Raw genomic sequence first — 25,321 nt, 5'->3', positions numbered from 1 at the left:
TGAGAAAAATGGATTTACAAGAACCGAAGTTAAAAGGGGTAATAGCGACATTACAAATAATCGGTGGGAAATGGAAGCCACTCATTTTGTTTATTTTGCTAACAGATGGGACGAAACGTTTTGGTGAATTAAAGAAATTAATACCAGATATATCTCAAGGAACGTTAGCAAAGCAATTACGTGAATTAGAGCAAGATCAACTAATAAAACGCGAAATTTATCAAGAAATACCACCTAAAGTAGAATATAGCTTAACTGAACATGGAAAAACAGTCAGTACTGTTTTGGATAGTATGTGTAGTTGGGGAAGAGGACATTTAGAACATATAGATAAAGGTGAACTATAAAATTGTTATGTAAACTTAGCGTCGTACGAAGTGGAATGGTGTTTTAATAATTTGTATTTTATAATATATAATTAAATAGTGTTGTAGGTTATTATACATATTTAATTCGTTTTTACAAAGGGGAGTTATAAGGTGAATGAATTAGAGTACAAAAGCTTTTATGATAAAGTAGGAAGATTAAATGGATGGGATTTTAGTAAAATAAAATGTGAAACTGTAGGAGAAATATGGGACTTTTATGGAGAAGTGAAAGAAAGATGTAAATCATCAGACATTCTACTTGATGTTGGTACAGGCGGAGGAGAAAATGTACTTAACATAGCATCATCAGCTAAATTGTTAATTGGAATTGATAATTCTAACGGCATGATTGAAACGGCACATTCTAATTTGAAAAAATCAGGTGTACAAAATGTTGAGTTTCTTCAAATGGGTTCTGGAGCTTTAACGTTTCCACATGCGCATTTTGATATCGCTTCAAGTTGTCATGCACCATTTGCAGCGACTGAATTATCAAAAGTAATGAAAAAGGGTGCTTTTTTCTTAACGCAACAAGTTAGCGAACATGATAAATTAAACCTAAAAGAGACATTTGGGAGAGGACAATGCTTAGGTGAAAGAGATGGAACTTTAAAAGAAAAGTATATGGGTGAACTTATAAATGCAGGATTTGAACTCGTGCAAGTACGTGAATATGATGTTACTGATTATTACAGTACGCCTGAAGATCTCATTTTCTTATTAAAACATACGCCTATTATTCCTAGATTTGGAGAAGAGGAAGAGGATTTTACTATTTTACAAAAGTTCATTGAAACAAATAGTTCTGAAAAAGGGATTCGTACGAATTCAAAAAGATTTATGATTATTGCTGTAAAATCTTAATGTATTTTATTGTAAAAGCTGCTTTTCGTTTAAGGAAAGGCAGCTTTTTTATATGGAAATAATGCAGGGGAAACTTAAAAAAATAAAAATAAGTAAAGTGTTAATCAAAAAAATGAAATATGGGGCATAATTGTTTTGAAACATTACTGTACTAGCAATGAAAGAAGCTAACATATTCATACTAAAGTTGTAGTTTCTATATAAAAAATCCATTCTTCCGTTTGATTTTATCTATTTATAAGTGTAATACAATACGAATAGATAATAAGAAATGAGGGGGAATGTAAAGTGATTACACATATATCAGATATAAAATTACAAACGGTTTCCATAGAAGGGGTAAAACAAGTGTATAAGGACATATTATCTTTTCCAATAAAAAAAGAAACAGCATCCTTCATTCAATTTGAAGTAACACCTTATACAACAATTAGTTTTCAAGAAGTGTATGAACCAATTGCACCTGCACATTTTGCTTTTGAAATCCCATATTCAAAATTTCATGAAACAGCAAGATGGCTTGAGGAGTCTGGATTACTCATTGCGAAATGGAAAGATGGTCATACAATTGATGAAGAGGATGGTCGATTCAATTTATACTTTAAAGACGGAGATGGAAATCTACTCGAAATTATCGCGCATAGTTATGTTAAAGAAGATGTATTAGTACCGCAGTCACCTTTAAACATTTTATATGTAAGGGAAATTGGTCTTCCTGTTAAAAGTGTACCTATTTTTAGGGAATGGCTGAAATCAAATCTAAATATGAAAACGATGGAAGACGGGGATATTTTTAACTTTGTAGTTGGTGGCACTGCTTATGTCGTCGCAACTTGGTGGCAGCGACCTTGGATTCCAATCGCGATGAAAGCTTTACCACCGAAAGTTCATGTTTCTTTCGGAACAGCGAATCTCGCATTTTTACAGCGAATCCAAATTAACTTTAAGAAAAATAATGTGCCATTTGAATGTAAACATAATGAAGTGTCATTTATTGTGCAGGGATATTCATTTTCTATTGTGTATACACCAGAGTTTCATTCCAATATTCCTAGCAAAATAAACTTACTGCTTTCTATATAGTTATAGAAAGCGGTAAGTTTATTTTGTTTTAAGGAAAATTAAAGTCTAGTTATTATGTTGATTTAACATTTGAGCTATTCCTTGACCAAATGACCAATTCTCCATAGGTGTCTCGTGTAGTGTAATGAAAACATCAGCAGTAGAGATTTGTAAAGTATTAGCTGTACTAGTGGCTATAGCTTTATATAAATCTTTTTTTTGATTAATTGTTCTCCCAGGTCCACATGTAATAGAAATATAAATCATATTATTGGATCGTTTTAATGAACCTTCTAAAAGATAAGATGAATTATAAAAAAGTTGATGAGAAGGATAAGGTAAAAACATTTGAAAATAATCATTTTCAGGAATATTGAAATGTTCAATTAACGAATGGTGAATTTGATTGCTTACATTTTTTAATAACTTATTATCGGATAATTTTTCAGGATGATAAACAGTGACAAATGGCATAATAGAGGACTCCTTTCCTTTTGATTTTATTTTACTTCCAATATTTCCATTTGTATAATTGAAAATATATTAACGAATTATCAATAAAATCGATGAAGGTGGTGTATGAAATGGAAATGAAAGAGTTACTTACATTTAAAAAAATTATTGAAGAAGGAACGTTTTCACAAGCTGCTAAACAATTAAACTATGCACAATCAACAGTAACAACACATATAAAAAAGCTGGAAAATGAAATTGGTTTTCTGTTATTTGAAAGAGGATGGGATGCAAGATTAACAGAAGAAGGAAAACTTTTTGCAGAAGAAGTAGAAAACTTAGTAACACATTGGGAATATTCTATAACTCAAGCACAACGTATTAGTAATGAAGAAAAAGGGAGTTTGAGAATAGGCCTATTAGAATCCGTTGCTAAAAGGTTAATACCAATAATATTAGAGTTTTTAAATGCTGAAAAACCATATATACATTGTGATTTTGTAGTGGGAAATACAGCACTTTTATCAGAAATGATAGAACATAATAAGATTGATTTTGCGGTGTGCGGAAATAATGAAAATAAATCAAAGGTAAAATTCATCCCAATATGTGATGAACAGATTGAATTTATAGTGAATAATCCCGAGCATCCTTTGTTACAAAAAGAATCCGTTGAAGCATTTGATATTATAGATTATCCAGTTATTGTAGGAGAAAGTAATTGTTATTCGTATCAATCTGTAAGTTCTCTCCTAGCGAAAAATAATTTATCTTTTAAAAGAGTTTATAATTGTAGTGCTTTAAACCTCATTCCAGAAATGCTTTTTGAAAATGCGATAGGAATTATCCCGAAAGGTACAATTTTGAATGAAGAAATACTATCTTTTAAGATTAAGTACTTTAATTCTAAAATCCCGATTGGTATATTAATTTCTACTAAAAATAACAATTATTTAAGTCAAACGAAACAAAAAATTATCAACATCATTAAAGTCGCCCTATAATTATGCTAAAAAATTATAGGGCTGTTTTCGATACGTACTTTTCTTTTAGCATTTCAGAGATTTTTGTAATAATAGGATTTATGTGAGTAGAAGGATTTCCTAACATTGCAGTGAATTTAAAATAGGGGTGTAGAATACTACATGGTTTAAGGAGGGTGAAACTTGAACTTAGGTGAGCCAATGGCTAAAGGAAATACAGTGGAAATTTATCTGTATGATAATAAGATTGTGAAGTTATTTAAAGAATATCTTCCAGGTACAGAGTCTATGAATGAAGCAAAAAAAACAAAAATATGCTTATTCATGCGGGCTGCCAGTTCCAAACGTATTTGAAGTGACAAAGATACACGATAGACAGGCAATTATTATGGAATACGTAAAAGGTGTCAGCTAATAACAATGAATTGCTAAATAAATTAATGCTTCAGTATTGTAATTAAATGAGTAAAATTATTGGATTTTGTTTACAAAGAATATAGTAGTAAAAAAGGAGTCTGTTTTATGAAAACTGATGAATCGATTTCATTGAATACCGAATTTGAGAAATCCGCTCCTGCGCTACAACTTTCGAAATTACATAAGCGATTCGGTGAATTTATTGCAGTAAATTGTATTGATTTAACTATTCCAAGTGGTTCTTTTTATGGAGTTGTTGGACCTAACGGAGCAGGAAAAACTACATCTTTATCAATGACTGTTGGTTTGTTACGACCGGATGGCGGAAACGTTAAAGTTTTTGGGATTGATGTTTGGAGTAATCCAAAACAAGCTAAAACGTTGATTGGAGTATTACCAGATGGATTGGCTTTACCAGAAAGACTTACTGGTCGCGAATTATTAACATATATGGGGTTGTTAAGAGGAATAGATGCCAATGAAGTTGCTCAGCGGGCAGAAGAATTACTTGCAGTATTAGAGTTGAATAATACTGAGGGGACTTTAGTTATTAATTATTCTACTGGTATGCGTAAAAAACTCGGCCTTGCACTTGCACTTCTTCATGCGCCAAAATTACTCGTTCTCGATGAACCGTTTGAGGCGGTAGATCCCATTTCTGCAACTACTATTAAAAAGATTTTACAGAAATTTGTTAGTTCAGGTGGTTCTGTAGTATTTTCTAGTCACGTCATGGCATTAGTTGAACAACTTTGTGACCACGTTGCAATTATTTCGAAAGGGGGAGTACTTTCATCTGGAAAGATGGAAGATGTTTGTGGTGAAGAAAAACTAGAGGATATTTTCATTCGATTAGTAGGTAAACCCGCCGCTAAAGGAGGGGAATTGTCTTGGTTAATGTTTTAATTCAAATGAAGTTATCAATACTTAAACATTCAATGAATCGTGGCAGGGCAGTTCTATTTATTATGACAGGATTAGTTGGTTTGTTGCTAGCAATTGGAACTATTCTACTTTTTTCTTTTTATCCAACAGAACAAAATATATCAAAAAGCATTCTATATGTAACATTCGCCATTTGGACAGTAGGATGGATTATAGGTCCGATGCTTACTGGAGGAGACGAAATATTACGCCCTGAATATTTTGTGTTGCTTCCGCTCAATTCTTATAAACTAGCTAGGATGCTTCTCGGTGTAACTTTTATAGGAGTAGGACCACTGGTTAGTTTTTTAGCTTTTATAGGATTATTAATTTATGCAGCTAGAATTAGCATATATGCGATTATAGTAGCAGTTCCAGCAATTATTTTGCAGTTAGTTTTTGTAGTATTGTTATCCAAAGTAATAGTTAGTATTATGGGTGAGGTGATGAAATCAAGAGTCGGTATGGAAATGGGAGCGATGTTCATTGGTTTCATCATTGCATTTCTAAATGTCGGCTGGTATGCACTTCCTGTAATCAATAGAATCGTATTTAGTGATACTACGCTATTTTACATGATTCCATCTAGTTGGACGATACTTGCTGTAGAGTACGCTAGTCAATCTAATTGGTTATTAGCTTTTATTTTCTTAGGTACAATAACAATATTTTGTGGGTTTCTTTTATTTATATGGACTATATTATTGACTAGACGTAAAGAGATAGATTCAAAAAAAGTTCAAGTGAAGATTATTAATAAGCATTATAGAAAGGCTTTTAAAATCTTTTTTGAAACTAAAATAGGAGCTGTTATAACTAAGGAACTTAAAAGTTGGAGAAGAGATCCACAACGAGGCCGTTTCCTGCGAATGGGCATATGGATAGGTGTATTTTATGGGATTTTAGTTACGATTGCTAATATACCTTACTTAATGCCTTGGGCGGGGGGAATTATGGTTGTATTTACAGGTATGTTTGCTTGTAATTTATATGGTTTCGATGGAAGCGCGTTATGGTTAACGTTGGTGACACCTGGCGCAGAAAGGATTGACGTGCGTGGCCGCCAATTAGCTTGGTTGATAGCTATTGGTCCTGTGGCAATTTTAACTACAATAATTTTCACTTTTTCTAGCGGACTTACTTTCGTTTATCCATGGGTATTTGCAGTAGTCCCAGCTTTACTTGGTGGGGCAGTCGGCCTTATTGTCTTATTTTCTGTAGTTAATTTAATTCCAATTACTGATCCACATTGCCGTGGAAGAGGAACGATAATATCTGGTGACGATATGAATGCGAGTAAAATGTTTATAACCACGTGGCTCATGCTGTTGATGGTGCTAGTAACAACGATACCTTCGTTACTAGTTATATGGTTGGGGACATCATTACATATACAATTCATACAATGGTTAGGTGTACCGACTGGGGCTTGTACGGGAGTGTTTTTAGCATGGCTATTTGGGCGTATCGCTTACAAAAAACTTGAAAGAAATGGCCCTGAGTTGCTATTTGAAATGAAAAGTGGGATGAAAATTAACAGTGATAATTACAAAAAGAAAATTCGTAATAAAGAAATGGAATTACCGAAGAAAAAACTTGCCGTTGTTATTCTTCTTGTGTTTATGGGAATCTTTTTCTTGGTGCACCAAAGTATAGTGCCGATTGTCTTTGAAATATTTGATGTGGATGAAAGAGTCCGTCTATTTTTTCTTCCGCGCTACCTTCCTCATATTGCCCGCATTCCTGTAAGTATCATTTTCGCTGTACTAGGTATAGTGTTTTTGTATAAAGCCATATTAATTAAGAAACAGCACGTAAAAGAATCACAACTAATAAAAGATGATATGTAAAACATTACCAATCGGTCAAGTTTTTAGCGGATGTTGTTCAACTATAGTTACGTAGTTAAACAACATTCGCTTTACATATTTATTAAAGAATAATTATTTTCAAGTTTTAACCTATAAAGATTTATTATCCGTACTTGTTCCTCCGTTAATTCTTCTTTATCCCAATACATATGCATTAAGCTATATTCAAAAATCTCCTTTAATTTAATAAATAATGGAAACTTGTCTATCATCTCTTTTGGTAGTTCATTTTCCTCTTGGTAGCCTTCAAATAGTGCTTTTGTAATAGAATGTTCATAGTCAATGATATTCCCATTTCCAGCAAATGAATATTCTATCGCACTATAAATAGGAACGGCTAAATTGAATATGTAAAAATATTTTTGGAATGAATCCAAGAGAATACCAACGAACAACATGCCTATTCAATCATTTGTTAAACTCAATATAAATAAAGAAGGGGAGTTCAAAATGAATATTTCTAGAAAATTAGAGGTTGAACAGTTACGTAATAAGAATAGTGAGCTATTTGATAAAGATGTACTTAACATATTGAATGGTCAAATGATGTATGAAGAATTTAAAACGGAGGAGCTAATGGGTGAGTCTGATTATGCCCCATTTAACGAGGCCATGTGTGTAAATAGCGTTACTGCACAAGTTTTTGATGAAGAGTTTATTAAAATAAGAGCAGAAGGTCATAACAGTTCAGTCGAAAATTATGCAAAAAAAGTTATAGATCCGTTAGAAAATCTATTTGCGAAAAAGTATAAATGTATTGTTTTATGGTTCGGTGAAGATATGTTTTGCCAAATGAATCTACTTACTTTACTTTCATACCTTGAGCAGTCGTGCTATGAAGGGAAAGTATACTTAAATAGTTTCAGGGAGGATGAATTTAAAGTAAATCAAATTGAACTTGAATTGGGGGATTATTCTACTATATACAATGAAGTATTAGTAAACCATAAAAAGACTTATCATAAAGTACCACCTGTAATGTATCAAGCTATAGATTTATATTTAGAAATGCTAAAAGAAGATAATATCGTAATGAAATTCATCTCTAAAAATAAAGGTTTATCAAATCAAGAATTATTAACAAAGTTGTTTTATCTTTTTCCAACAATCGGATATGGTGATACTCAGTACATAGAACTGATTAATAAAATGAAGAAGAAAACTACACCTAAAATATAGGTGTAGTTTTCTTCTTATAATTGCTCAAGTAATTCTAATTCTTTTTCTACAAATAGCATTAGTTCTTTAATGGTTTCACCAGAGAAATCAAAACGAATACCGGCTGCATCATATACTTCTTTTATAGATTGCGAGCTTCCTAGTGATAATGCCTTTTTATAATTTTCTAGTGTTTGCTTAGGATCCTCTTTATATTGTTTATACATTTGTAATGCCCCAAGTTGGGCAATCGCGTATTCAATATAATAAAATGGTACTTCAAAAATATGGAGTACAGGTAACCAACTCGTTGCTATCCAGTTTTCGTAGCCATCAATATGTATGACGCTAGATTGATAATGTTTTTGAAGTTGTAAGTATTTTTCATTTCTTTCTTCAGAAGTATGAATTGGATTTTCATACAGCCAGTGTTGAAATTGATCTACAATAAGCATAATAGGTAAATATGAAATAACATCTTTAAAGAAGTTAATTTTTGCTTGTTTTAAATCTTTTTTGTCTGTATAGAAGGTATCCCAATAATTAAGCGAGAATAACTCCATTGTCATACTGGCTAGTTCAGCTGTTTCAGCTGGAATTTCTATATACTGTCGTAATTCTAATGGTTTTATGAGTTCGTTATGAATACTATGACCCATTTCATGTATAAAAGTGATAATATCATCTTGTGTATAATTTAAGTTCATAAAAATATAAGATAATTGTGAAGCTGGTAAGTACTCACAAAAGCCACCAGCTGCTTTTCCTTTGCGGCTTGTTAAATCAAGACAATTGTGTTTATACATTCGGTTTAAAAGTGCTGAAAATTCAACATCTAGTTTATTAAAGATATGAGTGCTCTTTTCAATTAAATCATTTTCATTTGCAATAGGTTTAAGTACTTTTTGATCTGGAGTTACAGCTGATACATCCCAAGGGCGAAGTGTATCTACTTGCAGTTTTTCTTTTTTCTCTAGCATTATTTTATCTTTAAGAGGCACAACATACTTACGTATGGATTCGGCTAGTTCATAGCAATCTATCGCTGAATAATCAAAACGCTCGTATTTTTTGAACATATAATCGCGATAATTCTCTAGTTGAATATTTTTTGCTTTTTGATGGCGAATTTCAATTAATTGATTTAATATGTTTTGGAGTTCTTTTTCAACAGATAAAAATTGTTCAGAAATAATAGTTTTTGCCTTTTTACGGATGTCACGATTCGAATCTTGTAAATAGGATTGTAATTCTGTTATCGTTTTTTCTTCTCCGTCCCAAATGGCACTTAATCCTCCAGTGATTTCAAAGTACTCTGTGACTAATTTGTCTTCCTGTATTTCTAATTCAATATTTTCCTCACAAAATAACTTTTGAGCATTTTTTATTTTTGTATCTAATAAACCATATACGTTAGAATCTAATTCCATTCGAAAAGGTGACTCTAAATATTTATTATCCAATAAATTTTGGTACCGCTTTAAAAGTGGCTTTACAAATTGTTGATCATGTTCAAATGTATCCTTTATTTCTTCATCATCCGTATTACATTGAAAGGCGATGTAATGTAATCTTAATTGTTCTTCGATTTCCCAAATTACTTTTGACTGCTCTTTTAACCAATTTTCAAGGTCTAGTTTTGAAGAAATCATCTTATTTAATAAAGTCGAAAGAGTTTTTTCCAATTGTAGTACATTACTAATATCAATCGTATTTACACGTTGCATTATATATCCCTCACTTTTTATTTATTCATAGAGATATTCTATTTATTAATTGTAATTCCCTTGTTAAGTGGGGAAAATGTGAAATAATGTTAAATTTAATAATTATAGAAGGTATTTATATGTCAAAGTAAAAAGTTTATCGTAAATGAAAATGTGTGGAGGGGTGCTACATGAGAAAGGGAACAAAGGTACTTGTATTTTTAATTCCATTTGCTTTATTATGTGCCTGTGAGAATGAGATTGAAGATGCTAAAAGTGAAGATTCTATAGTGATGGATATTGCTACAGCAGCGGTAAAGGAGGAATCTTTTTTTAGTGCTGCTATATGGGATGAAAAAGCAAGAATAGTAGATTTAGAAATTGCTGATAGCGAAAATGCTAACGAAATAAAAAAAGAAATTAATAAAAGATTGCAAATTCAAGGTATTATGTCCTATAAAGTAAATATATCTCAAAGAAACAAGGAGATTGTAAATGCAGAACATAGATGGGAGTTAGTTTTTGGACAGATATTTGATGACGTATTCAGGAAGAATGGATATGAAGGGTTTGGGATTCAGCAAATAAATTATAAAAAGAATCAACCTGTTACCATTGATATAAAAACTAAGATTAGCGATGATGAAGTAGGGGCGAGAGAACTTGGACAGAAAATAGAAAAAGAAGTTGAAGGGGTACTTAAAACAGAAGCAGTAAAGAAATGGATTGAAAATGATTCATACGCTATTGGGATTTACGATATAGATGATCGGAAAATTAACTAATTGAGGAATGAATGCTATATGAATATAAAATCGATATAATTAAATAGAAAATTGCTGAAGGAGGTGTAATATGTATAAGTATTTACATATTTTAAACGACATAGAAAATATGATTCAAAATGGAGAAATAAATGAAGGAAAGAAATTACCGTCTATACGGTCACTCGTTACGCAATATGAATGTAATAAGGCGACAGTTATACGTGCGCTTCATGAATTAGAAAAGCGTCATATTATATATTCTGTCCCTCAAAGTGGATATTACGTTGTTAAGAAATCTGGGAGTACCATAGAAAATAACGAGATAATTGATTTTGCTTCCTCAGCACCAGATCCAGATGTTTTCCCATATTTAGATTTTCAACATTGTATTAATAAGGCTATTGATACGTATAAAAATGATTTGTTTGTATATGGAACGCCGAAAGGGTTACCATCTTTAATACCAGTTATTCAAAAACAACTAGCAAATTATCAAGTCTTTACAAAAGAAGAAAATATTTTTATAACGTCAGGTGTTCAGCAGGCACTTGCTATATTAACTTCTATACCATTTCCGAATGGAAATGAAACTGTATTAATTGAACAACCAACATATCATCTATATATTGATTATCTAGAAATAAATAAAGTTCCTGTAATCGGTATTAAACGTACGAATGAAGGTATCGATTTGAATGAATTGGAGCAAATATTTCAAACCGGAAAAATAAAATTCTTCTATACGATACCGAGATATCATCATCCGCTTGGAACGTCTTATTCTAAAGATGAGAAAGAAAAAATCACACTATTGGCTAAGAAATACAATGTATTTATAGTGGAAGATGATTATTTAGCAGATTTAGAAACTGATTCAAAAGCAGATCCGTTATATAGCTTGGATAATTGTAGTCATGTCATATATTTGAAAAGTTATTCGAAGATTATTTTTCCAGGTTTACGGGTTGGAGTTGCGGTCATCCCACGATCCATTGCAAATGCTTTCTATACATACAAAAAAATACTAGATATTGATAGTCCGATGATTTCTCAAGCGGCTTTAGAAATTTATATAAAGAGTGGTATGTTTGAACGTCATAAAAGTAAAATTAATTCTTCCTACTACAATAGATCAATAAAACTAGCAGAAACATTAAAAAAAGTGCAAAATAAAAATTCATCATTATTTACATATAATAGACAAAACACACTTGGAATACACACTTGTTTAGAAATGCAGAAAAACATAGTTACAGAAACACTTATACAAAAATTAGGTGACATTCAAATAAGTGTCGATACTATTGATAAGAATTATATGAGGGATTTTCCTAAAGAAAAACTATTAAAATTAAATGTTTCGAATGTAAAAGAAGATAAGATTGAAGAAGGTATTCGTAAAGTAATTGAGGAAATCAAGCAATCAAGACAGTTGGATTTTCAGTTTAGAAAGGAATAATTTGAATTAGGAGGTTTGTTGTGAGATTGTTTTACAATTAGTTACTCCAGATGGAGAAGCCTATATGAGGAAATATGATAGGAAGCATATACCAGAGGTTATAAAGCTGAATTATAAAAGTTGAATAAAATGAAACGATTACGGAGAAAAGTAGCAGTTGTGGCCGGAGCAACTATATATGTAACTGAATAACTATATGTTTTTTAAGAGCACTCTTAGCAAAAAGTGCTCTTTTTCATTAATGTAAATATTTACTTAGCATCTTTTTAAAATGATTTTTATCATAATTTACATATTGCGTAGCTGTATTTCGTATTGAATCTCCCGCGTAAAATCTTTCGTACAATTCGTGTCTAGATCCTAATGGGCTTCCGATGATATCCCAGGCTAACTTAAATAATTTTGTACGTTGTTCGGCATCTATATTCGTTCCATTAAAGTATTTTTTCAATAAATCAGCTATCGGACTCTGGAAGTCATTCGAGCTCGAAGGAAGTTGAATGAACCCACCTGCTCCAATTAATTGTAAAATTTCTATTGCACGGGGATAATATTTGGAACCAAGATTCCTTGCAGTTTCAATATATTTAAAGTTCGGCAAATAAGTTTTTGTTTCATTTGTAGTACCTTCAACTTCTGCAGCAATTAAAAGTGCGCGAATTGTTTCGATTTGCATAATTAATTCCCCAAGCTTCTCTTGAACATGCAAATAAGTAGTAGCACCGATTGCTTCAGCAATTTCACAAGCAATTGCAGTTATAAATTCTAGCTTTACTACTAATCGTACAATTGCTTGGTGATAAGCTAAACTACTAGAAGCTATATCTGACTTTATTGCCCATAACGCTTCAGGGTTGTTATATAGTAAGACACGTTCCCATGGTACAAATACATTATCAAAGATTAATAGTGCATCCATTTCATCGTACTGTGAGCTAAGAGGGGAATCAACTGTAATTGAATGTGTATTCGCAAATGGTTCTCTACAAACCATATGTAATCCAGGAGAATTGGCTGCCACAATGAGAAAGTGAGCTAAATCTTTTTGAGTATCAGTCAGTTTTGCTAATGGATAGATTAATAAATCATTTGAATAAGGAGAAGCAGTACCGATCATTTTAGCACCACTTAAATAAATTCCGTCAGAAGTTTTCTTCGTAACTCTTAGTAATCCTAAGTCATTTGTATTCAACATTGATTCTGTAGATCGATTTATTTGTGGATCACGTTGAACTACGCTTAAGAACAAGTGATTATCTCTCGCTTCTTCATAATAAGATGTAATTTTATCTGGAAACTGTACATCGAATTTTTTATAAAAATATTTTGATACGTACCAGCCGGTAAGTCTCGATCTTGCGTAATCAGATAGTCTACTCATTACACCGTCTGTAGCATAACTCCACGTTTCAAAAGCGGTTCTCCTCATTAATAATTCGTTATAGGAATTCGGAATTAAAAAGGCTGTATGGACAAATTCTTTCGTTTTTGGGCTAACATATCCAATAGAATCTCTTCGTATTGGATCATCAAACAATGAAAATAAATTAGAAATGGTACTTAATGTTCCTGCAAAATGTTTGTCTGTAGTTACATCTACTTTTTGTCCATAGAGCCAAACGTTACGACCATCTTGTAAGCTCTTTATATAGTAATCTTTCAAATTTTGCATATTTCCTCCTTCTAAAGGCTATTCATATATTTGGACATCTTTTAATGGGGGGGAATATACGTGGAAAGTTATTACTGTCGAATCTGTAGCATTATACATTTTATGCACAGTATCTTTTTTTACTGTGAAAATATTTCCCTCTGTAAACTCTTCAATCCGCTCGCTATTATTTTCGTACGTTATATTTTGTAGCGTACCATTGACTATTAGTATACATCCTACAGATATTCCGTGATCGTGCACAAAAGTCTTTGCTTTGCTGGGGAAATTTAATACTAAAATCTCTACAAATTCAGACTGATAGATAACGTTCCGTCCGTATTCAAGATTAACTGGTGAAGTAATAAAAGGAGATATTTTATGAAGTGAAATATTTAATGATTGAATAGCGTGTATTAAATTGACCGTATCGTAGTTACATAGGTTATTAAACGTTTTTTGTATGTTATGAATCAATTGCATGTAAAACTTCCTCCTAAGCATGTACAGTAAAAGAAAACCTAATCTAATATTATATAGAGCGTATTGAATTACATAATATTGTATTGAAACATTTCCAAAAAGTTACTTCTTTTACTTAGGAAGTTCATTTAATTTGAAAATTGCGGTAATTAGTTCCGTTAAAATGATATGCTTGAACTATATATTTTTTATCCCGTTAAATCCCTACTGGTGAGGGCTGATAATCAGTGGAGGATGAACAAACCCCCCACTGATTAAAGTTTCACTTTATTGGAAAGGTGATGAAATAAATGGCAGTTCTTTTAGTGGAAAATCTATATCAAATGTCTATTGTTTTACTGATTTTATGTTCATTTTGTTTTTATAGATATTTAAAGAAAATAAAAAGGGAAAGAAAGCTTACAGGTTTTGAAATTACGATGTATATCGTGACACAACTTGCGTATTTCATTTGGGCGGCAACAACTTTTCTTAAAATGTTATCAGAATAATAATGCTGTTAAACAATAGTGAAATAGAATAGGTTATCTATATTTTTCTAATAAAGAAAAAAGGGGGAGTATTTACAACTTCTACATTTAAAAGATTGGTTTTTAAGTGTTCTGATTTTGAATATTAATTTCCTTCTTTTTAATTAGAAATTATGAGCATCTTCTGATTTTAAAGACATCGATTATATTTGGATGAGATTACACATTCGTAATCTCTTATATTGTCTCTACCCCAATAATATACTTATTGAGAAGGGCAGAGATAAGTTTGTATTTAAGACTGATGGTTGGCTAGTTAGAATGACCGATTGAGATTCTTTTAGTTTACTCATTATAAGGAAAAGCTTTAAGATTCTGCATTAAATATATAATATTCGGATTCACTATGTTGGTTGTAATATGAGATTTTAATAAATCCTTGATAAAAGAGCACATTTTTATATGTGCTCCATCCCATTTAATTAGCGTGTATATTCTGAATATATAAATTCAAGAAATTATATATTTTAAAGTGGCGTAAAGGGGTATTTGTATATGGTAAAATCTGTTTTAAATATGTCTTCAACTAATTGAGTAGTTTCGGCGTCATAAAAACTATCATATGTTGGGAGCCGTGGAAATAAGGGGTCTATTATGTTAGCGTCTGCGTAGTCCCCTTTAAAAATAGCATAGTCGTTCTGATGGTGCCATGATTTTTCCAATAAATCTAAAGGAGATTTTTTTAATCCATATTGATCTTCTAGTTTCGCGATTTCCTTAGAATAGTTTTCTAGGTAGATATAATTAGTTACAAAACGTTCTTCATCTTGTATATATTGTGGAGCATAGTGCGGGTTTATTATGTCTGAATTAGAATCAAAAGATTTTAAATAATATAGATAAAGTTTAAAGGAGATTTTCTTATTACAATTCTCATCCCTGTACAGAAATTGACGAATAGGTCTCCATTCCGGATGTTCTATATGGGGTGGTGAAAGGAGTGATAAGAAAGAACTGACAGCTCGTTTATAAGGGTTTCTAACAAGTTTGTACGCGTGTTTTTGTTTAAGCCTTAATTCTGTAGCTACTTGTATATAGTAAAAAAAAGAATTTTTGTATATATCATACTCGTAGTTATAAATAAACGGATCGTAATTAATCGCTTCTTCATATAATCCAATTTGATAAAAGAACCAATTTGCTAGTGAAGTGCAGCCACTTTTTTGGCTCCAGAATAAAATTAACGGAAATTCATCGTGGAAGTGTGGCATACGTCCATGTTTAATCATAAAGTTATAAATATCCGTCATTGTCATATACAACCACCCTCTGTTTTCTTTTATCATTATTTATTACTGTATGAAGTAGGCATTTAATATATGAAAATTGGCAATGATGCGGATTATACGTTTTTTTATTTAAACGTTAATTGAAAATAAAAAAAGAGTGTACAAATGAGGAGGTTCTGAGAAAAAAATAGGTTTTATTAGTGTTTAATTACTATATAGTGTAGCTCTGTATTGCGTAAGTGTATAAATATGAATATTCATAAATCCTTGTCACCTCCAGGGATATTGGGATTTTAATTCACATTTACATGAAAATGAATACACAGATTAAATAATTGTCACATACCTCACAAATGTTTCGTCACATTTATGATTACTAAATGAGGAGGAACATATATGAAAATATTTGTAGCAGGTGCAACTGGTGTAATAGGACGTTCTTTATTACCACTGTTAATAAAAAATGGGCACACGGTGTTTGCGATGATCCGTAATACTTCGCAAGTAGAAGCAATGAAAAAGGTTGGTGCCATACCAGTAATAGCTGATGTATTTAATAGAGAGGCTGTATTTTCTGTATTAGAAGAAACAAATCCCGATGTAGTTATTCATCAATTAACGTCATTGTCATCATGGAATTTTGAGGATAATGCAAAAATTAGAACAAAAGGCACTCGTAACCTTGTCGATGCAGCTAAAAATGTAGGGGTACAGAAAATAATCGCTCAAAGTATTTCATGGGCGTATGAACCAGGGGATACATTTGCGACTGAAAAAGATTCACTACATATTACTGCTTCCTCGCCTCGGCAAGTCACTGTTAATGGCATATTAAAATTAGAAGAAGCTGTTACTGAGTTACCTGAATCGGTTATACTTCGTTATGGCACATTATATGGACCAGGAACATGGTATGCGGAAAACGGATTAATAGCAAATCAAGTTCGTAATAATGAGATTATCGCATCAGACGGGATAAGCTCGTTTATACATGTCGAAGATGCTGCAAGAGCTACTATGCTAGCCCTTAATTGGCCTTCAGGAATCGTAAATATTGTAGATAATTATCCAGCAACTAGTAAAGAATGGTTACCAATATATGCAGCAGCGATAGGGGCACCTAAGCCTAAAGTTCAAGATGGGAAAAATAGTTGGGAAAGAGGAGCTTCCAATAATAAGGCACGTAAAGAGTATGGTTGGATACCTTTATTTCCATCATGGTCTGAAGGATTTAACAACTTAATAGGTAAGTAAAACACAACTTTAATGGGAATGATAGTAAAATACACCATTAAAGGATTGGGTTATTATGAATATAATTTGGGAAAGTATTATATTAACTTTTACTGGAATAATTGTCTTGAAAATGACAGGTAGTGCATCTGTCAGCCAAATGACAAGAGCTGAAATCATTATAGTTGTATCAATCGGCCGTATTATTGTAGAACCTGTATTAAGTAGAAAAGTAGTCCCATCTATATTTGCGGCCATCATATTTGCAAGCATACTACTTATTATTCATTTCTTTGAATTGAAATCAAAGAAGGTGGAACAATTTCTAAATGGAAGTAGCATTATAATTGTTGAAAACGGAGAGATTGTAAAAGAGAATTTGATGCAGGCAAAAATGTCGGAGCAACAACTATATATGCAATTAAGAGAAAAAGGGATCCATGATGTAAAGAGTTTACAGCAAGTTACCGCGGAACCGAATGGGCGTATTGGTTATCGATTAATAAAAGAAGCAGAACCAATAACTTTAGAAATGTTAGAAAAAGTATTAGATAGGTACAATATAAAAAGATAATTTCTCGTGAGAAAAAGCCAATTTTTTAACGATAAAATGTAAGAGAGAACTATAATTAAAAGTTATTAAGAATTATTAAAGATGTTTATATATTGATTATGCACAAATAAAAAGGACAAGCATATAATAGAAGTACCTATTAACTTTAAGTAACCTTAACTTTCTTTAATAGGATATCTCAAAATCCCCAAAAAGAGCACTTGCGGAAACAAGTGCTCTTTTATTTGGAATTTTAAACCATAAATATTGAATAAAATGTTAAACTGAAAAGAGCAGTTTTTGTAATTAAAACTGTAGTATATGAATGGAGTGTTATTGAATGCAAACAAGAAAAGCCTATCTATATGTATTTGACACGATGTCGGATTGGGAGTACGGACATTTAATTGCTGAACTTAATACAGGGAGATATTTTAAAAAAGATGTAGCGCCTTTTAAAGTAGTCACAGTTGGAATAAATAAAAAAATGGTTATTTCAATGGGGGGCTTGAATATACAGCCGGATATTTCCCTAGATAAATGTATCCTTGAGAGTAACGATCTATTAATTTTACCTGGAGGGAATACTTGGAGTGAAGAAATACATAAACCTATTTTGCAAAAAGTTGATGAGGCTTTAAAACTTGGTACAATTGTGGCTGCCATTTGCGGTGCAACTATAGGTCTTGCAAATTACGGTTACTTGGATTCTATAAATCACACAAGCAATAGTTTAGAGTATATGAAAATGGTTTGTCCTACTTATAAAGGAGAAAATTTTTATAAAGAGGGACCTGTATCATCCAGTGAAAACTTTATTACCGCATCGGGTGTAGCTCCTCTAGAATTTGCCATGGAGGTATTGAGAAAATTAGATGTATTTGCGCCGGATACACTTCATTCATGGTATAAACTGAATGAGACTCATGAAGCGGAATATTTCTTCCAGTTAATGAATTCAATTAATAGCTGATTAGTATTTCGAATGAAAATTATATTTTAGATGATACGAAAACTAATAACGAAATAATATTATGAAGATAAAAGGTAAGGGTGTTCCTATGAATATATGAGAAAATATCCTTACCTTTTATAGTATTATTTCTGAAAGGCAAAAGTAATAGCATTTGTTTTTAATTGAATGTGTCTTTCATTACGAACTATATTATAAGCTAATTCTTTTATTTCAACTTTTACTTCTTTCCATCCTTTATAAATGTTTTTTAATAGACGTATCAGTTCTTCGGTTGAGAGATTAATTTCAATTAAAGCTTCTAATTCTTCATTCGTTTTTAAATCAATTTCTTGTATGTTAGAGTTAATAATCAAACAATTAATACCGCCGTTTTTTGTCCCTTTTTTCATAGAATGAAGTACGTTTTTAAAATCTTCTTCTGATTTGATATGTTCTAAACTGGATACTGCAACGATATAATCATAAGCGTTAGAGTCAATATGCTAGTTTTCAATTGCTGCTTGTTTTGTTTTTATAACCTCGAATACATCATGTTCTTTGCTATAAGTTTGTAGCTTTGTTAAAGCGGAATTAAGTAACTCAACACATGTAACAGTGCTGCTAGTATTTCTTATCTTTTGTGCAATTGGAATGCTATTTCTACCGACGCCAGAGCCAAGATCAAGTACTTGCAAGTTGTTTTGTCCTTCAAAGTGACCCATCAAGTCCATAACTGTTTTAACCGGCTTGTACAGCCAAGAGCCAATTTCAAATAGTTTATATTGTTCATAGCAAAGGCCGTGATATTGCTTTTCTTCTTGTCTTATGTAATCGATACGGTTCACATTGTTTCAGCTCCAATATTTTTATTGCAAAATGAATAGGTGGGACAGCCTTTAACATTTGTTTGAATTCGAAAAATACCACCAGCATGTGGATACTCTTTTAATTCGTCATCAGTCATTCTTGTTCTGGCTGTTGTGATATATAAATCTGTTAAATTAGGTCCTCCAAATGTACATGATGTTACATATAAAGCTGGAATTGGAATGCTTAATATTTTTTCTCCAGTAGAGGGATTCCATCTAGTTATTTTTGAACCTCCCCAATGTGCAATCCATAAACAGCCGTCTTCGTCAATTGTCATACCATCAGGTAGACCATCATTTTCAGAGAAAATGATTACATCAATTGGATTATGAATGTCTCCAGTACGTATATTATATTGATAGCGAACCACTTTTTTAGTAGGTGTATCTATAAAGTAAAAGTATGTATGATCAGGTGACCAAGCAATTCCATTTGATGTATTTACATGTGAAACTTTTTTCTCTACACTTAAATTATGATGTAAACAATACAAGGAACCTGCAGTATTCATACCGTATGTATCTGTAGAACCTGCCCAGAAACGACCAGCTGGATCACATTTTCCATCATTGAAACGATTTTCTATTAAATGTGGTTCAGGGTCAAAAATATGTGTCAGTTTTTCGGTATTTATATTAATAGAATAAAAGCCTTTTTCCATAGCTAAGAGTAGTACATCCTCTAAATATGGAACAACACAGCCGATTTGTTGATTGAGTGCAATTACTCGGTTCGTATTAGCGGTAGGATTGTATATGCATAATTTTCTCTCCATAATATCAACCCAATATAAAAGTTGCTTTTTTTCATTCCAACATGGTCCTTCAGCTAAACTTGCTTTAGCATCTAAAACTAATTCTATATTACTGAACAAGATGTTCACCTCGCGTTATAAGATATTAATATAATTCGATAAGAATAGAGGTAAACCTTTTAGTCAAAGGATATTAAAATTTATGCTGTAGAAAAATGACCTTCTCACAAGTGATTAAAAAAGTGTATAAACAAGGAGAGGAAAATGCATATGATGTTTTATGAGATTGTTTGCTTTTCTTGTAAGAATATATTTCGTGTTTACGAAGGCAGTGAAAAATATAAGCGATTTAAAGAAAAACCAAAAGGGGTATATTGTTGTGATGAGTGTAGTCACAAAATTCAATTAGAAGCGATAAAGAATTTTTTTAGGTAATTAAACTAAAATTCCGGAAATCATAACTTAATTTTTATTTTAGAAGATTTTTTAAGAATAATGTCTAAATATAGAATGTAAATAAAGATGAAGTATACACAAAACAATTCGTTTAATCAATAAGTATATATTATGAAAATTGAGTTAGAAATAAAAACGGCAAGCTAGAATTCGCTTGCCGTTTTTTTTATAGTTTTGTATGTATTTGTATACCTTTTGCTTTTTCTTTTTCGTTCTTTACGCGTACAATTAAATTATAAGATCCAGATTTTGGTGCTTCAAAAGAAAGTAAACCTTCTTTTTGAGAAGTGACTTCTTCTTCGTAAATGACCTTATCGTCTTTAGTGATTTGTAATAAAATTGTACCCTCTTCAACGGTTGCATCAAAAGGAAATTGTACATTTCCTTGTTCAGTTTTGATCGTTTGTACATCATAATACCCTTTCAGGGAGCCAATGTTTAAAGTTGTTTCGCCGTTTTTTTGAACCTTGGTGACTTTTACTGCTGTATTACCACATGCGCTTAATAATACAACAAGAGTTAGAATGAGAAATAAACGTAGTAATTTCATAGTGATCCCCTTTTTATCATTATAAAATTTTTCCAATGCGTAAATTAGTTTATCATTTTTTTATAAACAAATATATACATTAAAACTAAAAGTTGTTATTTAGTGATAACCTCTTATATACCATTTGGTTTCTATTAGTCTAAGAAACTTCAGTACATGTTGAATATTCGATTAATAAAATGTTATAGGAGTTAAATATTTTATCTTACTATTCGATTACTTGAATGAAAAGAAAACACCGAAAGTATATATAAAAGCAGGTACTTTCGGTGTTTTCTTTTTTACTATCGTGAATACATTTTCGGACATTCATCACCACTTGGTTCATAAAAACAATGGCTTTTAAACTGTCCTACAAATGGATGATTATACCATTCAGGTGGACAAGCTCCAACTGGACGGAAATACCAAAGAGCCCATCGTGCAGGCCAGCGCCATTCACCTTGTAAAACTTTTCGTGCAATTTCTTTTTCTGATTCACGAGCGCGTTGATAAAAATATCCATATTGTACTGCTTCAAATCCGCCGGGGCTTTGATATACAGCGTCGCGTACGGTACGGAGTTGTTTAAAATCTAAGCAATCACAAAATACACGGTTTACTACAACGCATCCAACTAACTCCTCACCTTGGCGACCTTCGCCTTCAGCTTCAGCACGAATTAAACGAGCTAGTAAATCAACATCACTTTCGTTGTATGGAATAAGGGGCATAGTGATACCACCTTTCTGTTATAGTAAAGAGTGTATGTTATAAAACAATCTGCGTGCTTTTTTACATAAAAATAACATTTAATTTTAAGAGGAGCTTGTATAAAAAGAGCTAATTAGTAATAGTAGATAAATATAAAAGGGAGAGGTATTATGTATCGAATTCATAAAGACCATATCATTTACTCAATGTCACCAGAAAATAAGCCTTGTATGGAAGTGGAAATTGGGAGCAGTCTTATATTTGAAACATATGATTGCTTTGAAAATCAAATCGATTCTGAAGATGTTGTGTTTCAAGAATTAGATTGGAACCGAATTAATCCAGCGACTGGACCTGTATATGTTAAAGGAGCAGAACCTGGCGATATATTAGCCGTAACGATTGAAAAGATTAAAATTGCAGAGCAGGGCGTTTTAACTACAGGTGCAAACCTTGGTGTAATAGGGGATGAGTTAAATGAAAATACAGTGAAAATTGTCCCAATACATAATGAACATGTTTTGTTTTCAAGTGAACTACAAATCACGATTAATCCAATGATTGGGGTAATTGGTACTGCACCGAAAGAAGAGCGCATTTCATGTGGCACACCGCATGATCATGGCGGGAATATGGACTGTAAAGAAATTAAAGAAGGAACAACATTACTACTACCAGTTAATGTCCCAGGAGCACTATTAGCGTTAGGTGATTTACACGCAGCAATGGGTGATGGTGAAATTGGTGTTAGTGGTGTAGAGGTTGCTGGTGAGGTAACTGTAACAGTTCAAATTATAAAAGGGAAAAAATGGCCACTACCAATGGCTATTCAAAAAGAAAGAGTAATGACGATTGCTTCAGAAAAATTGCTAGATGATGCAGCAAATCGTGCTGTACGTAATATGGTGACATTTTTACATGAAGAATTAGCAATGTCTAAAGCTGATGCAACGCTTTTATTATCGGCAGCAGGTAATTTAAAAGTTTGCCAAGTTGTGGATCCGCTGAAAACAGCGCGTATGGAACTAGGAATGGATTATGTGGAGAAACTAGGATTTACTTTTAGTAAATTTCATATTAAATAGATAAGGGACGAAAAAGGATACTTTTGTATAAAAGCATCCTTTTTTTAATTTACGGATTTTGTGAAAAGAGGTAGTATTTATTTTATATAAGTATATTTGAGATTGTGGATTAAAAAGGAGTTCAATAATGGTCAAAATTATGATTGTAGAAGACGATATGAAAATTGCAGAACTATTATCGACACATGTTGGGAAATATGGTTATCAAGGAGTTATTGTATCGGACTTTCAAAATGTATTAAACATTTTTTTAGAAGAACAACCAGAGTTAGTTTTATTAGATATTAATTTACCGAGTTTTGATGGGTACTTTTGGTGTCGTCAAATTCGCGGAGTTTCTACATGTCCGATACTATTCATTTCGGCCCGTGAAGGCACGATGGATCAAGTTATGGCGTTAGAAAATGGTGGCGATGATTTTATTCCGAAGCCTTTTCATTATGAAGTTGTAGTGGCGAAAATTCGTAGTCATTTAAGACGTGCATATGGAGATTATGCACCGAAACTAGAAGAGCGAATGATTGAGCAACAAGGCCTTTGTTTATATCCTGAAAGACTTGTATTGAAACTTAGAAACGAAGAGATTGATATAACGAGAAACGAAGCTATTTTATTAGAGACATTAATGAAAAATTATCCGCGTGTTGTGAGTAGGGAAGTGTTGTTAAATAAATTATGGGATAGTGAATCTTATGTTGATGATAATACATTAAGTGTAAATACAACACGTGTGCGTAAAAAGTTACAAACGTTACATATAGAAGGTGCGATTGAAACGATTCGTAGTGTTGGATATAGATTGCATATTACTTGGGATACTGGTATAGAAAAATGATAAGGTTGTTTATACGTGATCATATACCACTTATTTGCTTTACTATAATTCAACTACTAGCTATATTTCTCGTATATTGGTTTGATGGGCATAATCATATTACAACGGCGTTATATGCAATGTTTCTAGGTGTTTTCTTTATAGGAAGTTATTTAGTGTTTCGTTATTTTACACATCGTTCTTTTTATGAGCGCTTAGCAAACCCGATGCAATCTTTGGATGAATCTGTTCAAAAATCTGATTTTGCAGCTGTATCGGCTGCTCTTCAAGAACTACTTGAGGTGCAATATCGACATTATCAAAATCAGCTGCAAATGCAAGAGAGAAAAAATAATGACCATTTAACCTTTATGAATCAGTGGATTCATCAAATGAAAACACCTTTATCTGTAATAGAATTAATTACACAGGATGAAGTAGATTCACGTTTTGAAAGTATAAATGAGGAAACTGATCAATTAAAAAAGGGATTAGAAATGGCTCTGTATGTCGCACGTTTAGAAGCATTTACACAAGATTTTTATGTAGAAAGAGTACAACTACATAAAATAGTGAATGATTCGGTACATGAGCATAAACGGTTCTTTATCCGGAATTTTGTATATCCAGAGCTTGAAATTGATAAGGACATTACTGTAGAAAGTGATGCGAAATGGTTACAATTTTTAATTGGGCAAATACTATCGAATGCGATTAAATATTCATCAGGTAGTAGAGAAAAGATTAAAGTGAAAGCTTGTAAGGAAGGTAATACCGTTATACTTGAAATTGCTGATAATGGCGTAGGTATACCGAAGCAAGATTTACCAAGAGTCTTCAAACCTTTCTTTACAGGAGAAAACGGTAGAGATTTTAAAGAATCAACAGGAATGGGGCTATATCTCGTATATGAAATTACGAAGCAATTAGGACATAGTGTAGAAATCCATTCAGAAGTTGATAAAGGTACGGTAGTACGAGTAATATTTTTTAATGTGTAAAAAGTGATCAAGGCTAAAGAACGTTGGAGATAAGTTTTTTAGCCTTGTTTTGTATTTTTTAAAAAGTTTTCATATGAATAAATGATACAAATTAGTAAAAATTAAAGATATGAGCACATGAAATTGTAAAAATAAACTTGAAGAAAAATAATTGCTTTTGAAGTACAAATAATAATATTTACGCATACAGTATTATCATGGTACAATATGGTTATTAATGACAGAAAGGAATGATGGGTGGACGATGATTAACTAATCTTATTTTTAAATGTTGAAATTCAATAAATTTCAATTTCTAAAAAATAGGATTAGTCTGCCCAATTTCCATAGAACGGTATTGCTATTTATGTTACGTAATAGCTTATTTGGGTGTAAATATTTTAACGACTAATCCTGCCAAATTTATTTGGGAGGATTTTTTTATTCTCCCTT

At 32.0% G+C, this 25,321-nt stretch carries 26 protein-coding genes and 3 pseudogenes; 19 read left to right on the top strand and 10 right to left on the bottom strand.

Annotated features, from left to right (window positions below; all coding sequences use genetic code 11):
* The first annotated feature begins 8 nt into the window (after window positions 1-8).
* The 3 genes from B9A45_RS17125 to B9A45_RS17115 all read left to right on the top strand — a co-directional run bounded on the left by B9A45_RS17125 (window position 9) and on the right by B9A45_RS17115 (window position 2,315).
* The gene (locus B9A45_RS17125; RefSeq protein ID WP_016110039.1) at window positions 9-347 is read left to right on the top strand and encodes a winged helix-turn-helix transcriptional regulator; all 339 of its coding nucleotides are present in this window, start codon (window positions 9-11) and stop codon (window positions 345-347) included.
* Between the two features lie 132 nt (window positions 348-479).
* On the top strand, window positions 480-1,232 hold the full coding sequence (locus B9A45_RS17120; RefSeq protein WP_001003881.1) for a class I SAM-dependent methyltransferase: 753 nt from the start codon (window positions 480-482) through the stop codon (window positions 1,230-1,232).
* A 288-nt stretch (window positions 1,233-1,520) separates the two neighbouring features.
* Window positions 1,521-2,315: a VOC family protein gene (locus B9A45_RS17115; protein WP_084064347.1), complete on the top strand. Its 795-nt coding sequence runs from the start codon at window positions 1,521-1,523 to the stop codon at window positions 2,313-2,315.
* A 45-nt stretch (window positions 2,316-2,360) separates the two neighbouring features.
* On the opposite strand, the gene B9A45_RS17110 is transcribed toward B9A45_RS17115, so the two are convergent.
* Entirely contained in the window at window positions 2,361-2,768 is a 408-nt protein-coding gene (locus B9A45_RS17110) for a tautomerase family protein (RefSeq protein WP_001117408.1), read from the bottom strand.
* 110 nt (window positions 2,769-2,878) lie between these two features.
* Between B9A45_RS17110 and B9A45_RS17105 the strand changes: the two genes are divergently transcribed.
* The 4 genes and pseudogenes from B9A45_RS17105 (at window position 2,879) to B9A45_RS17090 (ending at window position 6,921) form a co-directional block, all read left to right on the top strand.
* On the top strand, window positions 2,879-3,751 hold the full coding sequence (locus B9A45_RS17105; RefSeq protein ID WP_000425262.1) for a LysR family transcriptional regulator: 873 nt from the start codon (window positions 2,879-2,881) through the stop codon (window positions 3,749-3,751).
* 162 nt (window positions 3,752-3,913) lie between these two features.
* Window positions 3,914-4,136: pseudogene (locus tag B9A45_RS17100) on the top strand (aminoglycoside phosphotransferase family protein); the annotation flags it as partial.
* Window positions 4,137-4,252: 116 nt separating this feature from the next.
* A complete protein-coding gene (locus B9A45_RS17095; RefSeq protein ID WP_084064345.1) occupies window positions 4,253-5,053 on the top strand; it encodes an ABC transporter ATP-binding protein in 801 nt (266 codons plus the stop codon).
* Window positions 5,038-6,921, top strand: coding sequence for a hypothetical protein (locus tag B9A45_RS17090; RefSeq protein WP_058839800.1), 1,884 nt, complete (start codon window positions 5,038-5,040; stop codon window positions 6,919-6,921). Before B9A45_RS17095 ends, B9A45_RS17090 begins: the two co-directional genes overlap by 16 nt.
* Window positions 6,922-6,992: 71 nt before the next feature.
* Here the strand turns inward: B9A45_RS17090 and B9A45_RS17085 are convergent, their stop codons facing one another.
* Complete coding sequence (locus B9A45_RS17085) at window positions 6,993-7,340, bottom strand: hypothetical protein (protein WP_000899730.1); 348 nt, start codon at window positions 7,338-7,340, stop codon at window positions 6,993-6,995.
* Between the two features lie 52 nt (window positions 7,341-7,392).
* On the opposite strand from B9A45_RS17085, the gene B9A45_RS17080 reads away from it, so the two are divergent.
* On the top strand, window positions 7,393-8,121 hold the full coding sequence (locus B9A45_RS17080; protein ID WP_002101028.1) for a hypothetical protein: 729 nt from the start codon (window positions 7,393-7,395) through the stop codon (window positions 8,119-8,121).
* Between the two features lie 14 nt (window positions 8,122-8,135).
* Here the strand turns inward: B9A45_RS17080 and B9A45_RS17075 are convergent, their stop codons facing one another.
* Window positions 8,136-9,827, bottom strand: a complete 1,692-nt coding sequence (locus B9A45_RS17075) for a M3 family oligoendopeptidase (RefSeq protein WP_001190034.1) — start codon at window positions 9,825-9,827, stop codon at window positions 8,136-8,138.
* A gap of 170 nt (window positions 9,828-9,997) precedes the next feature.
* Here B9A45_RS17075 and B9A45_RS17070 point away from each other — a divergent pair, with 170 nt between their 5' ends.
* The 3 genes and pseudogenes from B9A45_RS17070 to B9A45_RS32780 form a co-directional block, all read left to right on the top strand.
* Window positions 9,998-10,591, top strand: a complete 594-nt coding sequence (locus tag B9A45_RS17070) for a DUF4030 domain-containing protein (RefSeq protein WP_058839798.1) — start codon at window positions 9,998-10,000, stop codon at window positions 10,589-10,591.
* A 70-nt stretch (window positions 10,592-10,661) separates the two neighbouring features.
* Window positions 10,662-12,032 carry an aminotransferase-like domain-containing protein gene (locus B9A45_RS17065; protein WP_084064343.1) on the top strand — a complete coding sequence of 457 codons (1,371 nt, stop codon included), beginning with the start codon at window positions 10,662-10,664 and terminating at the stop codon, window positions 12,030-12,032.
* Window positions 12,033-12,045: 13 nt separating this feature from the next.
* Window positions 12,046-12,156: pseudogene (locus B9A45_RS32780) on the top strand (carboxypeptidase regulatory-like domain-containing protein); the annotation flags it as partial.
* A gap of 114 nt (window positions 12,157-12,270) precedes the next feature.
* On the opposite strand, the gene B9A45_RS17060 reads toward B9A45_RS32780, so the two are convergent.
* Together B9A45_RS17060 and B9A45_RS17055 are read right to left on the bottom strand one after the other, a co-directional pair.
* A complete protein-coding gene (locus B9A45_RS17060; protein ID WP_084064340.1) occupies window positions 12,271-13,704 on the bottom strand; it encodes a 4-hydroxyphenylacetate 3-hydroxylase family protein in 1,434 nt (477 codons plus the stop codon).
* Window positions 13,705-13,722: 18 nt separating this feature from the next.
* Window positions 13,723-14,166, bottom strand: a complete 444-nt coding sequence (locus B9A45_RS17055) for a cysteine dioxygenase (RefSeq protein WP_084064337.1) — start codon at window positions 14,164-14,166, stop codon at window positions 13,723-13,725.
* Between the two features lie 290 nt (window positions 14,167-14,456).
* On the opposite strand from B9A45_RS17055, the gene B9A45_RS17050 reads away from it, so the two are divergent.
* On the top strand, window positions 14,457-14,657 hold the full coding sequence (locus B9A45_RS17050; RefSeq protein WP_000279697.1) for a hypothetical protein: 201 nt from the start codon (window positions 14,457-14,459) through the stop codon (window positions 14,655-14,657).
* A 506-nt stretch (window positions 14,658-15,163) separates the two neighbouring features.
* On the opposite strand, the gene B9A45_RS17045 is transcribed toward B9A45_RS17050, so the two are convergent.
* Complete coding sequence (locus B9A45_RS17045) at window positions 15,164-15,952, bottom strand: sulfotransferase family 2 domain-containing protein (protein WP_084064334.1); 789 nt, start codon at window positions 15,950-15,952, stop codon at window positions 15,164-15,166.
* A 369-nt stretch (window positions 15,953-16,321) separates the two neighbouring features.
* Here B9A45_RS17045 and B9A45_RS17040 point away from each other — a divergent pair, with 369 nt between their 5' ends.
* The 3 genes from B9A45_RS17040 (at window position 16,322) to B9A45_RS17030 (ending at window position 18,684) form a co-directional block, all read left to right on the top strand.
* On the top strand, window positions 16,322-17,179 hold the full coding sequence (locus B9A45_RS17040; RefSeq protein WP_084064331.1) for an NAD-dependent epimerase/dehydratase family protein: 858 nt from the start codon (window positions 16,322-16,324) through the stop codon (window positions 17,177-17,179).
* Window positions 17,180-17,234: 55 nt separating this feature from the next.
* A complete protein-coding gene (locus B9A45_RS17035; RefSeq protein ID WP_001021697.1) occupies window positions 17,235-17,732 on the top strand; it encodes a DUF421 domain-containing protein in 498 nt (165 codons plus the stop codon).
* Window positions 17,733-18,051: 319 nt separating this feature from the next.
* A complete protein-coding gene (locus B9A45_RS17030) occupies window positions 18,052-18,684 on the top strand; it encodes a type 1 glutamine amidotransferase family protein (protein WP_084064328.1) in 633 nt (210 codons plus the stop codon).
* Window positions 18,685-18,809: 125 nt separating this feature from the next.
* Here the strand turns inward: B9A45_RS17030 and B9A45_RS17025 are convergent.
* Both B9A45_RS17025 and B9A45_RS17020 read right to left on the bottom strand, forming a co-directional pair.
* Window positions 18,810-19,511: pseudogene (locus tag B9A45_RS17025) on the bottom strand (class I SAM-dependent methyltransferase).
* The gene (locus B9A45_RS17020; RefSeq protein ID WP_084064326.1) at window positions 19,508-20,410 is read right to left on the bottom strand and encodes an SMP-30/gluconolactonase/LRE family protein; all 903 of its coding nucleotides are present in this window, start codon (window positions 20,408-20,410) and stop codon (window positions 19,508-19,510) included. The pseudogene B9A45_RS17025 and the gene B9A45_RS17020 overlap by 4 nt, the downstream one beginning before the upstream one ends.
* 144 nt (window positions 20,411-20,554) lie before the next feature.
* On the opposite strand from B9A45_RS17020, the gene B9A45_RS17015 reads away from it, so the two are divergent.
* Window positions 20,555-20,725, top strand: coding sequence for a DUF2197 domain-containing protein (locus B9A45_RS17015; RefSeq protein ID WP_000551046.1), 171 nt, complete (start codon window positions 20,555-20,557; stop codon window positions 20,723-20,725).
* Between the two features lie 187 nt (window positions 20,726-20,912).
* Here B9A45_RS17015 and B9A45_RS17010 read toward each other — a convergent pair whose 3' ends face one another.
* A complete protein-coding gene (locus B9A45_RS17010) occupies window positions 20,913-21,296 on the bottom strand; it encodes a BA_1872 family lipoprotein (protein ID WP_000771814.1) in 384 nt (127 codons plus the stop codon).
* 284 nt (window positions 21,297-21,580) lie between these two features.
* Window positions 21,581-22,009, bottom strand: coding sequence for a cell wall hydrolase (locus B9A45_RS17005; protein WP_084064324.1), 429 nt, complete (start codon window positions 22,007-22,009; stop codon window positions 21,581-21,583).
* A gap of 150 nt (window positions 22,010-22,159) precedes the next feature.
* On the opposite strand from B9A45_RS17005, the gene B9A45_RS17000 reads away from it, so the two are divergent.
* The 3 genes from B9A45_RS17000 (at window position 22,160) to B9A45_RS16990 (ending at window position 24,889) form a co-directional block, all read left to right on the top strand.
* A complete protein-coding gene (locus B9A45_RS17000) occupies window positions 22,160-23,074 on the top strand; it encodes an acetamidase/formamidase family protein (protein ID WP_084064321.1) in 915 nt (304 codons plus the stop codon).
* Window positions 23,075-23,201: 127 nt separating this feature from the next.
* Window positions 23,202-23,909, top strand: coding sequence for a response regulator transcription factor (locus B9A45_RS16995; RefSeq protein WP_000239000.1), 708 nt, complete (start codon window positions 23,202-23,204; stop codon window positions 23,907-23,909).
* The gene (locus tag B9A45_RS16990) at window positions 23,906-24,889 is read left to right on the top strand and encodes a sensor histidine kinase (RefSeq protein ID WP_084064319.1); all 984 of its coding nucleotides are present in this window, start codon (window positions 23,906-23,908) and stop codon (window positions 24,887-24,889) included. The genes B9A45_RS16995 and B9A45_RS16990 overlap by 4 nt, the downstream gene beginning before the upstream one ends.
* The last annotated feature ends 432 nt before the right edge of the window (window positions 24,890-25,321 follow it).

The sequence above is a fragment of the Bacillus sp. JKS001846 genome, assembly GCF_900176455.1.
GTDB lineage: Bacteria > Bacillota > Bacilli > Bacillales > Bacillaceae_G > Bacillus_A > Bacillus_A cereus.
This window is presented reverse-complemented; position numbering and strand designations above follow the sequence as displayed.